The organism is Occultella aeris (assembly GCF_902703175.1).
Classification (GTDB): Bacteria; Actinomycetota; Actinomycetes; order Actinomycetales; family Beutenbergiaceae; genus Occultella; species Occultella aeris.
Genome location: NZ_CACRYJ010000011.1, coordinates 100,362 through 114,613 on the forward strand (window position 1 = coordinate 100,362; position 14,252 = coordinate 114,613).

Annotated in this window: 10 protein-coding genes and 1 riboswitch; of the genes, 7 read left to right on the top strand and 3 right to left on the bottom strand. The window is 70.4% G+C overall.

Annotated features, from left to right (window positions below; all coding sequences use genetic code 11):
• Positions 1-16 precede the first annotated feature (16 nt).
• Together HALOF300_RS03505 and HALOF300_RS03510 are read right to left on the bottom strand one after the other, a co-directional pair.
• Complete coding sequence (locus tag HALOF300_RS03505) at positions 17-400, bottom strand: VOC family protein (RefSeq protein WP_156739320.1); 384 nt, start codon at positions 398-400, stop codon at positions 17-19.
• Positions 401-446: 46 nt separating this feature from the next.
• Positions 447-2,714, bottom strand: a complete 2,268-nt coding sequence (locus tag HALOF300_RS03510; RefSeq protein ID WP_231954993.1) for a carboxypeptidase-like regulatory domain-containing protein — start codon at positions 2,712-2,714, stop codon at positions 447-449.
• 410 nt (positions 2,715-3,124) lie between these two features.
• On the opposite strand from HALOF300_RS03510, the gene HALOF300_RS03515 reads away from it, so the two are divergent.
• Together HALOF300_RS03515 and HALOF300_RS03520 are read left to right on the top strand one after the other, a co-directional pair.
• Positions 3,125-5,176, top strand: coding sequence for an adenylate/guanylate cyclase domain-containing protein (locus HALOF300_RS03515; RefSeq protein ID WP_197522272.1), 2,052 nt, complete (start codon positions 3,125-3,127; stop codon positions 5,174-5,176).
• Positions 5,177-5,178: 2 nt separating this feature from the next.
• Positions 5,179-6,603: a mechanosensitive ion channel domain-containing protein gene (locus HALOF300_RS03520; protein ID WP_156739324.1), complete on the top strand. Its 1,425-nt coding sequence runs from the start codon at positions 5,179-5,181 to the stop codon at positions 6,601-6,603.
• Between the two features lie 103 nt (positions 6,604-6,706).
• On the opposite strand, the gene pdxR is transcribed toward HALOF300_RS03520, so the two are convergent.
• A complete protein-coding gene (gene pdxR / locus HALOF300_RS03525; RefSeq protein WP_156739326.1) occupies positions 6,707-8,140 on the bottom strand; it encodes a MocR-like pyridoxine biosynthesis transcription factor PdxR in 1,434 nt (477 codons plus the stop codon).
• Positions 8,141-8,258: 118 nt separating this feature from the next.
• Between pdxR and HALOF300_RS03530 the strand changes: the two genes are divergently transcribed.
• The 5 genes from HALOF300_RS03530 (at position 8,259) to HALOF300_RS03550 (ending at position 14,174) form a co-directional block, all read left to right on the top strand.
• Positions 8,259-8,720, top strand: coding sequence for a carboxymuconolactone decarboxylase family protein (locus HALOF300_RS03530; RefSeq protein ID WP_156739328.1), 462 nt, complete (start codon positions 8,259-8,261; stop codon positions 8,718-8,720).
• Between the two features lie 162 nt (positions 8,721-8,882).
• Positions 8,883-8,989: riboswitch (SAM riboswitch) on the top strand.
• A gap of 359 nt (positions 8,990-9,348) precedes the next feature.
• The gene (locus HALOF300_RS03535) at positions 9,349-10,344 is read left to right on the top strand and encodes an ABC transporter permease (protein ID WP_156739330.1); all 996 of its coding nucleotides are present in this window, start codon (positions 9,349-9,351) and stop codon (positions 10,342-10,344) included.
• Positions 10,341-11,258 (top strand): ABC transporter permease, encoded by a 918-nt coding sequence (locus HALOF300_RS03540; RefSeq protein ID WP_156739332.1) that lies wholly within the window; start codon positions 10,341-10,343, stop codon positions 11,256-11,258. The genes HALOF300_RS03535 and HALOF300_RS03540 overlap by 4 nt, the downstream gene beginning before the upstream one ends.
• The gene (locus HALOF300_RS03545; protein ID WP_156739333.1) at positions 11,255-12,955 is read left to right on the top strand and encodes a dipeptide ABC transporter ATP-binding protein; all 1,701 of its coding nucleotides are present in this window, start codon (positions 11,255-11,257) and stop codon (positions 12,953-12,955) included. The genes HALOF300_RS03540 and HALOF300_RS03545 overlap by 4 nt, the downstream gene beginning before the upstream one ends.
• A 67-nt stretch (positions 12,956-13,022) precedes the next feature.
• The gene (locus HALOF300_RS03550; RefSeq protein WP_156739335.1) at positions 13,023-14,174 is read left to right on the top strand and encodes an LLM class flavin-dependent oxidoreductase; all 1,152 of its coding nucleotides are present in this window, start codon (positions 13,023-13,025) and stop codon (positions 14,172-14,174) included.
• Positions 14,175-14,252: the final 78 nt, after the last annotated feature.

Here is a 14,252-nt window from a genome sequence, read left to right on the forward strand (position 1 = left end):
ATGGTCCGCTCGGCCGCTACTGCCAGATCGTCGCGCGCTCGGCGAAGTCCTTCGTCTGCACGGGCACGATGCAGAACACCAGCCCGCCGGGGTCCGCCAGGATGCGGTACTCCTCGTGCTCGACGACCACCTGTGCGCCGAGTGCGAGCAGGCGGGAGGTCTCGGCCGGGACGTCGTCGGTCTCGATGTCCAGATGCACCCGCGACGGCGTGCCCCTGCCGGTGCGCTGCAGGACGAGGCTGACGTCGCCCCCGAGGGACGCCAGGTGCTCGTAGGGATTCTCCGGCGGCGGCGCACCCGTCGCGGGCCCGCCGGTGGCGGCCGCCCAGAACCGGGCCGCGTCCGGGTAGAGGTCCGCCGGGTGGTCGATGAGGACGACGCCGATCCTGCTTCGGTGCATGACGGCCACGGTAGCGGCCGTCCCGACCGGACGGAATCCCTGGCCGTCAGTCCCGTCGGGTGGTTCTGGCCGGCCGCCTGCCGGCGGCCACGAGCGCCAGGCCGGCCGCGGTGAGTAGCGCCGCTCCGACGATGAGGGTGTCGGTGTCGGCGCCCGTCGCGGGAAGCCGGTTCGGCGCCGTGCCCGGCCCGGGGGTACCGGGATCGGGCACGGGACCGCCCGGCTCAGGCGGCGTCGGTGTGGTCACGACCTGGAGCACGAAGTCGAGCCCGACGACGGCGACGTCCACCACGTCGAACGTGAGTACCGTCTCGCCGTCGACCGCGTGCCCGTCGGGCGGCGTGATCTCGGCCGTGTATCCGGCGCCGGGCGGCAGCTCGGCCGACCAAGTGCCGTCGTCGAGTGTCGTCACGGTTGCCAGGATGGCGCCGTCGGTGTCCCTGACGGTCACCTGTGCGCCGGGTACCGGCCGGCCGTCGGTGTCGGTGACGGTGCCACCCACCTGGATCGGCAGGACCGGTGCCTCGGCGGTGAGTTCGAAGTCCTGGTCGAGGCGGCTCTCGCCCGCGCCGGTGATGGTCGTGACGCGTTCGGTGGCGTCGGTCGTGTAGCCGTCGGGCACGGTGAGCGTGATCGCGTAGTCACCCGCCGGGAGCTGGTCGGCGAAGTACCCGCCGGCATCGTCGGTCGTGAGGGTGATATCCCCGCCCGGCCCACTGATGACGAGGGTTGCTGCCGGGATGGGAGTTCCCTCGTCGTCGGTCACGACGCCGCCGATCGCACCCGGCTTCGCCACGGCGAAGTCGACGTTCGTCACGTCCCCGGTCGTGACCGTCACCTGCTGGCTCGTCGGTCCGTCGGCCGTGTACCCGAACGGCACCTCGAGGGTGACGGTGTACTGCCCGGGCGGCAGGCCGGGGAAGGAGTAGCCGCCGTCGGCCGCCGTCGGGGTCGTGAACGTGCCCCCGGGTCCGGTGATCGTCACGACGGCACCGGCGACGCCCTGGCCACCACCGGTGACCGTCCCGGACACCGAGGCCGGTGCCTGGACGACGAAGTCCTGGTCCGTGATCGGTTCCTCGGAACCGGTCGGAACCGTGACCGGTGCCGGGCTCTCGATCACCGTGTACCCCGGAGGGGCATCGATCGTGAGCTCGTGGTCGCCGGGCTGCACCGTGTCGAAGAGGTAGGCCCCGGTGGAGTCGCTGACGACGGAGACGGGTGTGCCACCGCCGGTCGGCGTCAGGGTGATCGTCGCTCCCGGGACGGGGTTGCCGTCCTCGTCGGTGACGGTGCCACTGACGGGCACCGGCACGATGTCGCGGACCGTGAAGTCCACGTCGGTCGCGTCGGTCTCGGACAGGTCTGCGGCCAGCACCGTCGGGCCGACTGCGATGTACCCCGGGCCGTCGGGATCGGCAGGCACTCGCATCTCGACCGTGTAGCCGTCCGACGCGGTGTACCCCGGGAACGAGTAGGTGCCGTCCGCGGCCGACGTCGTGGTGGCCAACGGCGTGCCGTCGGCTCCGAGGAGTGTGAGCGTGGCTCCGCCGAGCGGCCCGTCGGCATCGTGCGTCACGACCCCCGTGATGTCCCTCGCCAGCGAGGCGAACCAGGTCTGGTACACCGGGAAACCGGACCGCTGGAAGAAGAAGATCGTCAGGCTCGTGATCGGAACGGTGGGCTCGAACCACCCGGCAGCCCCGGACGTGTCGAGCCCAGCGTCGTTGCCGGTCACCTGACCGGTGATCGGATCCCAACGCGCGATGTCGGCTGCGTCGCCCGAGCACGACGGACTCGGAGTGACTGCGCAGTAGTTGAAGCCACCCTGCCAGCCGAGCTCGGCGCCGGTCAGGAGCTGGCCGTTCTCGCCCCGCGCGATCACGACGGCCCGGTCGGCGTCGATGTCGCCGAGCACGAATGCCCAGCCGCCCGCCGGGGTGGGGCGCTCGAACGTGTAGGTCGTCGTCGAGGGCGAGGTGGCGTTGTCGGCTCGCGGTCGCAGGTTGAGGTACTGCTGATCGCGGCTCGACCCGTACACCGCGCCAGGGGGTGTGGCTGCGCTCAGCCAGGCGCTCGCTCCGGTCTGCACACCGACCTGTCCGCCTCGAGAGTCGGTCGTGACGCTCGCGGCCGGGAATCCTCCGGCGGGCAGTTGCATCGTGGAGCTGAACCCACCTGCCGTACCGGTCAGCGGCTGCCACGTGGCCCACCCTGCCGTCGTCGCCGCGACGGCCGCCGTCGGCAGCACAGCCAGGACAATGGCGAGAAGGGTCACCACGACGACGTTCCACATCCTGCTCGCTCGAGTCACACCCGCAAGGTATAAGAGAGATTGCCTAAAGCGCTAGGGGGCGCGATGGTTCGGCATCGGCATCGGCATCGGCATCGGCATCGGCATCGGCATCGGCATCGGCTCCGCCTCGGCGCCCATGCGGTAAGGGAGATTTCTCAATCCCCATGAGTTCGACGGGTTGCCTCTTGTCGCGGCCTTGACGGACCACGATAGGTTGTGCGTCACAGACGGGAGTGGGGCGACCTTTCTGCGTGGGGGAAGCGCCGAGTCGGGGCATGTGCCGGTCGACCATGATGGTGCGAGGCGGGGGAGCAACGGTGTCGGAAGCGATGAATGCGGAAGCGACAAAGGGGCAGGTCTCGGCGAGATCGCGTTTTCGGCGCGGTGGACTGAGTATCCAGTCCAAGCTCCTCATCATGCTGCTGGGGGTGAGTCTGGTCTCATCGGTCATCGTCGGAGCCCTCGGGTTCGTCAACGGCCGCCAGTCGCTGCATGACTCGGCGGTCGACCAGCTGATCACCATCCGGGCGATGCGCGCCGCGGAGGTCACCACCCAGATCGAGGCCATCCGCCGGGATGCATCGCTGCAGTCCCGCAATCTGAGTGCGCAGACGATGTCCACGGCGCTCAACCAGGCGTTCGACGAGCTTCAGGCCCGGGAGGTCACCGCCGACCAGAGGGCGCTGCTCGAGGCGTATTACGCCGACATCTTCGTCCCGGAACTGGAAGCGCGTTCCGGGACCGAGTTCGGCGACTCGGCCTTCATCCCGTCCTCGCCCGCCGGTCAGTACCTGCAGTCCCAGTACACGACTCGGAACCTGGACTTCGATGCCGACTATGACACGCTGCTCACGCTCGACGACTCCGGAGATGGCACGTCGTACTCGGCCGCCGCGGATCGCTATGGGGATTACTTCGAGCGGCTGGTCACGGAGGCGGGCTACGAGGATGCGCTGCTGCTGAATCTCGACGGTGACGTCGTGTACTCGGCCTACAAAGGAGTCGAGCTCGGCACGAATGTCGACACAGGGCCCTACGGAGACTCGGCCTTCGCCCAGGCCTACCGAGACGCGATCGCCACGAACTCCGTCGGAACGATCGTCCTCACCGACTTCGAACGTTGGGTCCCGTCACTGAACATGCCGACGATGTGGGCGATCTCGCCGATCGGAAACGACGCGGGTATCACCGGTGCCCTCGCCGTCCAGGTTTCCCTTGACTCGATCAACGACGTGATGACCGGCGGGCAGCGGTGGAGCGACCAAGGGCTCGGTAACACCGGCGAGGTCTACCTCGTCGGAAGGGACGACCTCATGCGCTCCACGTCGAGGGCGCTCGCCGAGAGCCCTGACACCTTTGCGCAGCTGGCGATCGAAGGTGGCATTGCTCCAACCACCGCCGAGCGGGTCGCGGAGGTGGGAGGCACGGTGCTCCTCCTGCCGGTCAACACATTCGCGGTCGACGAGGCGCAGGCGGGTCGAAGCGGCACGATCGTAGGGCCGGGCTACCTCGGTCGAGCGAGCGTCACCGCGTATGCGCCGTTGGAGCTCGAAGGGCTGGACTGGGTCGTCATCGCGCGGATCGACTCGGCCGAGGCCTTCGCACCGGTCACCGACTTCACCCGCACCGTGCTGCTGTCACTGATGGGCATCCTCCTCGCCGTCTCCCTCCTTTCGCTCCTGCTCGCGCAGGTGTTCACGCGCCCCATCCACCGGCTCGTCGGCGCCGTCCACCGAGTCGCCGAAGGCGATCTCGACGTCACGGTGCCACAGGGCTCTCGCGACGAGTTCGGAGATCTGGGCAGCGCATTCAACGACATGGCATCCAGTCTGCGCATCAAGCAGCAACTCATCGATGAGCAGCAGGCGGAGAACGAGAAGCTCCTGTTGACCTTGATGCCGGAGAGCGTCGCCGCACGTTACAAGCAGGGGGATGAGGCCATCACCGAAGCCCATGAGAACGTCTCCGTGGTCTTCGCCGAACTGGTGGGCTTCGACGAGTATGCGCGTGGACTCACGGGTGAGGAGGAGATCGGCCAGCTCAACACCCTCATGCGCGGATTCGACGAAGCGGCCGCCAAGGCCGGGGTCGAGAAGGTTCGCACTCTGCGCGGCGGGTATCTTGCCTCGTCCGGGATGGTCGTGCCACGCGTCGACAACGTGCGACGAAGCGTCGATTTCGCGCAGCAGCTCCTGGGCGTGCTGGAGCGCTTCAACGCCCAGAACGGCACGTCGATAGCCCTGCGTGCCGGTGTCGACACCGGCACCGTCACGAGCGGGCTCGTCGGCCGTGCCAGCCTTGCCTACGACCTGTGGGGGGATGCCGTGAACCTCGCGTACCGCGTCCGCTCGGTCACGGGCGAGCCGGGTATCTACGTCAGTCAGACCGTCCACGACCGGACCCAGGAGATGGTCAACTACGTCGAGGCCGGAACGGTCGAGATCCGCGGGAAGACCGAGACCGTCTGGCGGGTGAGCTGATCATGGAGGATGCCTTCCGGGACGGGTCGGCATGGTGGGTCATCGCCCTCGCGATCGGCGTGCCCGTCCTGCTCGTGCTCCTCACCGAACTTCTTGCGGCGCTGAGCCGCCGCAACAGTCCGCTCGCGGGTCCGATCGGGCTGTTGCGCAACTGGGTGCTGCCTACCGGCGCCCTGTTCGCCCTTCTGGCATTCGCGATCCAGTCTCCGGCGGACCAGGTGTGGGTGCGGGTCGTGGCGACCGTGTTCGGTTTCCTCGTAATCCTGCTCGTACTGTCGTCGTTCAACGTCGCACTGTTCGCCAACGCGGCCCCTGGTTCATGGCGCGAGCGGATCCCGACGATCTTCGTCGAGATCGCCCGCCTCGCACTGGTCGTCGTCGGCTTGGCAATGTTGTTCTCGTGGGTGTGGGGAGCCGACGTCGGCGGCCTCCTCACCGCTCTCGGCGTGGGGTCGATCGTCATCGGCCTCGCGCTCCAGAACGCCGTCGGCGGCGTCATCTCCGGCCTCCTTCTACTGTTCGAACAGCCCTTCAAGATCGGGGACTGGCTCGACATCGGCAGCGTCAGGGGACGCGTCGTCGAAGTGAACTGGCGCGCCGTGCACATCGACACCGGATCGGGCATCCAGATCGTTCCGAACTCCTCACTGTCCGGAGCCTCGTTCACGAATCTGTCGGAACCGCCCGGACCGTACTCGGCGAACGCGTCGATCAAGTTCTCGACGGACGACCCGCCCCACGAGGTCATGGCACTGCTGGTAGCGGTCGCGGATGCCTTGCCGATGCGGCTCCCGGGTGTGCGGGCCCGTGCCGAGTACACCGGCGCGGCCGCGTTCAGCGTGTCGATTCCGGTGTCCGGCCCCTCCGAGGCCTCACGCACGCTGTCGATGTACCTCTCCTGGCTCTGGTATGCCGCGCGGCGTCATGGATTCGCGCTCGACGACGATGACACGGATCCCGTCGCGGATCCGGAACGCCTGGCCGCCGCGGTCCGGACGGTGGCACCGAGCTTGCATCTGCGCGACGAGGACCGTGACCGGGTGCTGGCGTCCGCGCACCTGGAGCGCTACGGCGCCGGCGAGGTGGTGCTGCCCGCAGGGGTCGTCCCGAACCAGGTGCTGATCGTCGTCTCGGGGAGCGCCACCCTCGCCGTGGAGGTCGACGGCGGCAGGATCGATGTCGGACGCGCTGAACCGGCAGAGCTCATCGGCCAGACTGCGCTGACTCGTGAACGCACTCAGGCGGTCACGGTCGCGGCCGAGATCCTCACCGTCCTCGTTCTACCGCTCGACACCGTCGATGCGCTGATCCGCACCCGACCGCGGCTCGCGGCCGAGATCGGTGAGTCGCTCGAGTTGAAGAGGAAGATCGCCGAGGAGTCGCTCGGTGCCGCGGGAATCTCAGCGAGGAGCATTCGGTCCGCATAGGGCGGGCTGTCACGGGTGGCGCCGGATCACCACACACCGCGGGGATCGCCGTCGGGCACTGCCCGAGCGTGCTCGAAGAGGTCTGGAGTGGCCGCTCGGGCCCTCAGTCGCCTACGGAATCGTCGATGAGTCGGGCGAGCCGTTGCAGCCCCGGGCCGATCCGCTCCACGTCGATCACGCCGAAGCCGAGCACGAGTCCGTCCGGCGTCGCCGGGTTGGCGGCGAAGTGCGAGATCGGGCGCACCGCGATCCCGGCCGCCTGTGCTCGGGCGGCGATCGTCGGAGCATCCACGCCGGCGCCGAGCCGCGCAGCCACGTGCAGGCCCGCCATGGACGGGATCACAGCCAGCCGCTCCGGTGGCCAGGCCGAGAGGGCGTCCAGGAGCGCCGCCCGGCGGGCCGCGTAGACACGGGTGGTCCGCCGCAGGTGCGCGGCCAGGTCCCCGTCCTCGATGAAGCGGGCCAACGCGAGTTCGGTGATCGGGTTCCCGTGCCAGTCGTTCAGCGACCGTGCTACCTGGAGCGGTCCGCGCAGCGCCTCCGGGGCGACGACGAAGCCCAGCCGCAGCGCGGGGGAGAGGGTCTTGGAGAACGAGCCGACGTAGACGGTGTGCCCGTCCGGGTCCAGGCTCTGCAACGGGTCGAGCGGGCGGGCGGCATACCGGTACTCGGAGTCGTAGTCGTCCTCGACGATGGTCGCGCCGGCCTCCTGCGCCCAGCGCAGCAGCGCCCGCCGGCGGGCCAGCGACATCACCGCGCCGAGTGGGAACTGGTGCGACGGCGTCACGTACACCAGCCGGGCGCGGGCCGGAAGCGCGTCCACCATCAGGCCCTCGCCGTCGACCCCGACGCCGATCACGCGGGCGCCGAGGGACTCGAAGACGCGCCGCGCGGGCGGGTAGCCCGGCTCCTCCACGGCGACCACGTCGCCCGGGCCCACCATCACCCGGCCGATCAGGTCGAGCGCCTGCTGGGCGCCGTTCGTGACGATGATGTCGTCCGCCACGGCGCGGACGGCGCGGGAGGCACCCGCATGCCGCGCGATCGCGACCCGCAGGGGTCGAACGCCCGACGGCGCGGCGTAGCGACCGAGGTCGAGGTTCGTCACCCGGAGTTCGCGGGAGAGCAGGCGCCGCCAGGTCGCGAGCGGGAACAGCTCGCCGTCGGGCATCCCGACGGAGAAGTCGAACCGCGGGTTCGAGCCCATCGGAGGCATCCCCGCCGGGATCCGGGACCAGACCGCCAGCGGACGCAACCCGTGCACGGGGCGTCTGGGTGTGACGGTCGTGCGCGGCGGGGGCGCCGCGCGCACGTACGTCCCGGATCCCACCCGCGCCTCCAGGTAGCCCTCCGCGGTCAGCCGCTCGTACGCGCTCGCCACCGAGTTGCGGGAGACACCCAGGTTGACGGCGAGGTCGCGCGTGGGCGGGAGCCGCCGCCCGCCAGGGATCCGGCCGTCCCGGATCGCCTCGAGGACGCCACGGTAGATCGCGCCGACGACCGTGGGGTGCCCGTCGAGGCTGATGTGGAGTTCCATGGGAGAGGCTCCGATTGGCCCAATCGAGATCCTGACATTTGGACCTTACCAGGAGCCAATACCCGGCCTACGGTCGCATTCGGGGCCTCATCGGGAGGCGCCGACGGAAGGAGAATCCATGACCGCACGACTGATCGTCTCCGAGCTGACCCCGGCCGCCTACAAGGCGATGGTTCGGCTCGACACCGTGACCGGGTCGAGCGACCTGCCCCAGCCGTTGCAGGAACTGGTGCGCGTGCGCGCGAGTCAGATCAACGGATGCGCCTACTGCGTGGACCAGCACAGCGCCGACGCCAAGAAGGCGGGCGTCGCGGACAGCCGGCTCTGGGCAGTGGCGACCTGGCGCGAGGCGCCGTGCTTCGATGACGCCGAACGGGCCGCCCTCGACCTGACGGAGTCGATGACCCGGCTGAGCGAAGGGGGCGACCGGGTGGCCGACGGCGTGTGGGAGGCCGCCAGGGCACAGTTCGGTGACGAGGACCTCGCCGCCCTGATCATGCTGATCACGATGATCAACGCCTGGAACCGGATCGGCGTGACCACTCGGATGGTGCCGGAGTCGTTCGCCGACGCCGCCTGAGGACTCCACCCGTCGCCGTAGCGATCGACCGGCCTGAGCGACGGTCCGGCCAACCCCTGGACCCGCCGTCCCCGCGCTTCGGACCCACCTGCCATCTCAGCCTCTGAGACACGCGGGTGGGTCCGTTTCCGTCCGCGCTCAACCACGGCAGCATGGTCCGCAGGTCACGAGTTCCAGTCATGACTGCCCTGGCTGACTGGACGGCAACCCTGGCGGGGGTGCCCCAGGTGACGACCCGGCGCGAGACGCGCAACCCGCAATCGAGGAGAACCCGATGGACCGCAGGGACACCCAGCACCCTGGCCGCACCCGCGCGATGGCCGCGCCGTTCGTGCGCAGCCGTCGCCGCACCGCCGCCCCGAGCTGTCGCTGACCCGATCCTGACGAGCTGACCGCGCCGGGCTCGGCCCGGCCGCGGCAACTCCTCCAGGACTCCGATCCGGCGGTCAGGACTCCGATCCGGCGCCGCCGAGCACACCCTCGCGCCCGACCCGGCATCGCGGCGGGCCCGCTCGGGACGCACCCGATCCGGCGCCGCCGAGCGCGCCTGCGCACGCACCTGCCCGCACCCGACCCGGCTACGCGCCGGTACCCGGCTACGCCGCCGGCCGACCGAGTGGACCCCTCCATGCCCCGATACCTCCTTGCCCGCGTGGGGCAGGCCGTTCTCGTCCTCTGGGCGGCCTTCACCATCACGTTCCTGATCCTGTACGCCCTGCCGGGCGACGCCGTGTCCCTGCTGCTCGGTGAGGACGGGGAGAACAACCTGACCGCCGAGCAGCTCGACGCGGTCCGGGTGCAGTACGGACTCGACCTGCCGCTGTACCAGCAGTACCTGAACCGGCTCGGCGGGCTGCTCACCGGGGACCTCGGCATGTCCTATGCGAGCAACCGCCCGGTCGCCGACCTCATCGCCGAGGCGATCCCACAGACGGCCCAGATCGCGTTCGCGGGGCTCGCGCTCGGGGTGACCCTCGGCGCCGCGATCGCGATCGCGGCGACCTACACCCGGTTCGCCTGGCTGAGCCGGCTGTTGACGGCGATCCCGCCGCTCGGGGTCGCGGTGCCCTCGTTCTGGCTCGGGCTGATGCTCCTGCAGGTGGTCTCGTTCCGGTACGGGCTGCTCCCGGCGATGGGCAATGAGGGTCTCGCGAGTGTGGTGCTGCCCGCGGTCACGCTCGCCATCCCGAACGCGGCCACGGTGGCGCAACTGCTCAACAAGGGCCTGGAGTCCACGCTCGGCCAGCCCTACATCGAGACCGCCAGGGCCAAGGGTGCTTCCCGTCGGCGCGTCCACCTGCGCCACGCGTTGCGCAATGCGGCGCTGCCCACGCTCACCCTGGCCGGACTGATGGTCGGGGGTGTGCTGGGTGGCTCGGTGGTCACCGAGACCGTGTTCTCCCGGGCCGGCCTCGGCCGGCTGACCGCCACGTCCGTGAGCGCCCGGGACGTGCCGACCGTGCTCGGCATCGTGGTGATCGCGGCCGCCTTGTACGTCGTCGTCAACCTGATCGTCGACCTCGTCTATCCACTCGTGGATCCCCGCGTCGTCACCGCCCGGCGCCGCACTCCGATCGGCCGTGCCACCGCCGCCATCCCGACCCCAGAGGGAGCATCGACATGACCGACACCACCACGGCGGTCCTGCTACCGGACGCCGCCACCCAGACGAGCGCACCGGCGCGCGTGCAGGAGCGGCGCGTGGCCAACCGGCTCGGCGACGGCGCACGCTCGCTCGTGCGCCGACCCGGCCTGCTGCTGGCCTTCGCCGTGCTCGCCGTCGCTCTCGTCGCGGCGCTCTGGCCCACGATCCTCACCTCGGGCGATCCCTACGCGGCCGTCCCGGCCGAGCGGATGCAGGCGCCGTCGGCACAGCACCTGTTCGGCACCGACCAGCTCGGCCGCGATCTCTACACCCGGGTCGTCCACGGGTCCGCGCTGTCACTGTCCTCGGCTGCCCTTGCGGTGGTCTTCGGACTCAGCACCGGCTCGCTGGTGGGCCTGGTCGCGGGCTTCTTCGGCGGGTGGGCGGACTCGGCCCTGATGCGCTTCGTCGACGTGCTCCTGGCGATCCCTGGCATCCTGCTCTCCCTGGCCATGATCACCGCGCTCGGCTTCGGCACGATCAACGTGGCGATCGCGGTCGGCGTCGGGTCGGTCGCCTCCTGCGCACGCATCATGCGCTCCCAGGTGCTCTCGGTGCGGACCAGTGACTATGTCGAGGCCGCGATCGCCGGCGGCGCGACCAGGTGGCGGGTGCTCGTCCGGCACATCCTGCCGAACTCCGCCGCGCCCGTGCTCGTGCTCGCCGCCCTTGACCTCGGCGGGGCCATCCTCGCCGTCTCCTCGCTCAGCTTCCTCGGGTTCGGCGTGCAACCGCCCACCCCGGAGTGGGGCGCACTGGTGGCCCAGGGGCGCGACTACCTGGCCACGGCGTGGTGGCTGACCGCGCTGCCCGGCCTGACCGTGGTGGCGACCGTGCTCGCCGCCAACCACATCGCCCGGTCCCTCGACTCGGAACGGAAGTACGCCCGATGAGCACCGACCGAGCGGACGCGCCGCTGCTGAGCATCCGTGACCTGCACGTGCGCTACCGCACCCGTCGCCAGGTGGTGACCGCCGTCGACGGGCTGTCGCTGGACATCCACGCCGGGGAGACGGTCGCCCTGGTCGGCGAGTCCGGGTCCGGGAAGTCGACCACGGCCCATGCCGTGGTGCGGCTGCTGCCGGTCGCCGCCGAGGTGACCGAGGGCACCATCCTCTTTGAGGGCAGGGACCTGCGCGGCGCGAGCCGGCGCGAGCTGGAGCGGGTGCGGGGTGCGCGGATCGGGCTCATCCCGCAGGACCCGTCCGTCTCCCTGAACCCGGTCACCCGGATCGGCGACCAGGTGGCCGAGGTGCTCCGCATCCATGGGCTCGCCGACGCCAGGAGCGCCCGGTACCGCGCCCTGGACGCCCTTGCCGATGCCGGACTCGACAACCCGGACCTCCGCGCGCGCCAGTACCCGCACGAGCTCTCCGGCGGGCTCCGGCAGCGCGTCCTGATCGCCATCGCCACGGTCGCCCGGCCCGCACTGGTCATCGCCGACGAGCCCACCAGCGCACTCGACGTCACGGTGCAGAAGCAGATCCTCGACCACATCGAGGCGCTCACCGCGGACGCCGACACCGGCGTGCTGCTGGTCACCCACGACCTCGGGGTGGCCGCCGACCGGGCCGCGCGCATCGCCGTGATGTCCGAGGGGCGGATCGTCGAGATCGGAACGCCCGAACAGATCCTCACCGACCCGCACCACCCGTACACCCGATCGCTGATCGCCGCCGCACCGAGCCTGCAGACCGCGACCCCCACGCTGATCAGCCTGCACAGCGCCGTCGGGCCGGCGAGCGGCGAGGCGGCACCGCCCGAAGTCGGCGCCGGTGCTGGTTCCGATCACGCGGACGTGGTGGTCCGGGCGCAGGGTCTGGTCAAGGACTTCAGCGTGCCGCGTGCCGTCGAACCGAGTGGAGTATTCCGCGCCGTCGACGACGTCAGCCTCACGATCCGGCGCGGGCGCACCCTCGCGCTGGTCGGCGAGTCCGGCTCCGGCAAGTCGACGACGGCCCGGCTCATCCTGCGGCTCCTCGAGCCGGACGACGGCACGATCAGCTTCGACGGCGCCGACATCACGCACCTTCGCGGGTCAGCGCTGCGTGCCCTGCGGCACCGGTTGCAGGTGGTCCAGCAGAATCCCTACGCGTCGCTGAACCCGCGCCTGTCCGTCGGGCAGCTGATCGCCGAGCCACTGCACTCCCTGCGGATCGGCACCCGCGCCGAGCGTCGCGCCCGTGCGGTCGAACTGCTCGACCACGTGGGCCTACCCACGTCGTTCGCAGCACGCCGACCGCTGGAACTCTCCGGCGGGCAGCGCCAGCGCGTCGCGATCGCCAGGGCGCTCGCGGTCAACCCCGAGCTCGTGGTCCTCGACGAGCCCGTCTCCGCGCTGGACGTGCGTGTCCAGGCGCAGATCCTGGACCTGCTCGCAGGCCTTCAGGTCGACCTCGGGGTGAGCTACCTGTTCATCTCCCACGACCTCGCCGTCGTTCGGCAGGTCTCGCACACCATCGCGGTGATGCGGCACGGCCGGGTCCTCGAGACGGGACCGGCGGCACAGGTACTGCTGCGTCCCGGCCACGCGTACACCCGCGAACTCCTGGCCGCCATCCCGGGCCGGGACGTGGCGCCTGCGCAATGACCTCCCGGTCGCAAACACACCAGAACCACCAGACAGCACTCGAGCCACGAGACCCACAAGGAGCAGCATGCGATTCCGGATCCAGGACATCGTCCCGTACCAGCCACAGGACGTGAACGGCGTCCCCATCAGCCCCACCGAACGGCTCGAGCGGGTGGTCGCCGCCGCCGTCCTCGCCGAGGAACTCGGCTATGACTCCTTCGCCGTGGGGGAGCGGCACTACGGCGACTTCCTGTCCTCGGCGCCGACCGTGCTGCTCGGCGCGATCGCAGCGGCCACGAGCCGGATCCTGCTCTCCACCGGGGTGACCGTGCTGTCCCTGCTGGACCCGGTGCGTGCCGCCGAAGACTACGCGACCGTGGACGTGCTCTCCGGTGGCCGCCTGGAGATCGTCATCGGCAAGGGCAACGAGGTTGAGCACTTCCCGATCTTCGGCAAGGACGGCGCGCTGCAGTACGAGTACCTGGTTGAGAACTACGAGCTCCTGCGCCGGCTGCTGAGCGAGGAGGACGTCACCTGGTCCGGTGCCCACCGGGCACCACTGGAGCACGTCACCACGTCGCCGCGCCCGTTCGACGGCCGCTGGCGCATCTGGCACGGGTCGGCGACCTCCACCGACGCCGTCGAGCTCGCCGCGAAGTGGGGCGACCCGGTGTTCTCCTCGCACACGCTGCAGCCGACCGTGAACTACAAGCGGCTGCTGGACCACTACCGCGAGCGGTGGGAGTTCTACGGGCGCGATCCCGCCCTCGCCTGGGTGGGCGCCGGTTCCGGCGGGCTGTACCTCGCCGAGACGAACGAGGCCGCCGTCGAGCAGTACCGGCCGGTGTTCGAGGCGAACCGGGCCCGCGCCAGCCTGCGTGACCACGGCGCGAACACCCTCGGCAAGGTCTCGGCGTTCGCCACAGTCGAGGAGGCCGCGGACACCGGCACGGCCCTGGTCGGCACCCCCGAACGGGTGGCCGAGAAGATCGTCCGGTTCCACGACGCGCTCGGCCACCACGTCCAGGCGATCTCCGCCAACCACCTGCTACCCCACGAGGCCCAGCACGACGTGCTGCGCCAGTTCGCCGAGGAGGTCATCCCGCTTGTGAACGCCGAACTCGGTACGGACCTCTGGAGCGCCGCGGACGCCGGCCGCGCCCGCGGCTTCACCGCCCCGGACCAGCGTGGCCGCCGCAGTGCCGGTCGTGGCCTGGGCGTCGCCGTCACGGTCTGACCCGTTCTGACCGGTCGCGTCACCCGATCCACGCGATCCGGTTCGCAGCTGTAGCGCCCCCGCGCCCCGCCCTCACCC

Bases quoted from the DNA above. Each gene is read 5' to 3' on its own strand.
- HALOF300_RS03505 (WP_156739320.1), bottom strand. From the start codon at position 400: ATGCACCGAAGCAGGATCGGCGTCGTCCTCATCGACCACCCGGCGGAC.
- HALOF300_RS03545 (WP_156739333.1), top strand. From the start codon at position 11,255: ATGAGCACCGACCGAGCGGACGCGCCGCTGCTGAGCATCCGTGACCTG.
- HALOF300_RS03550 (WP_156739335.1), top strand. From the start codon at position 13,023: ATGCGATTCCGGATCCAGGACATCGTCCCGTACCAGCCACAGGACGTG.
- HALOF300_RS03535 (WP_156739330.1), top strand. From the start codon at position 9,349: ATGCCCCGATACCTCCTTGCCCGCGTGGGGCAGGCCGTTCTCGTCCTC.
- HALOF300_RS03540 (WP_156739332.1), top strand. From the start codon at position 10,341: ATGACCGACACCACCACGGCGGTCCTGCTACCGGACGCCGCCACCCAG.
- HALOF300_RS03520 (WP_156739324.1), top strand. From the start codon at position 5,179: ATGGAGGATGCCTTCCGGGACGGGTCGGCATGGTGGGTCATCGCCCTC.
- HALOF300_RS03530 (WP_156739328.1), top strand. From the start codon at position 8,259: ATGACCGCACGACTGATCGTCTCCGAGCTGACCCCGGCCGCCTACAAG.
- pdxR (WP_156739326.1), bottom strand. From the start codon at position 8,140: ATGGAACTCCACATCAGCCTCGACGGGCACCCCACGGTCGTCGGCGCG.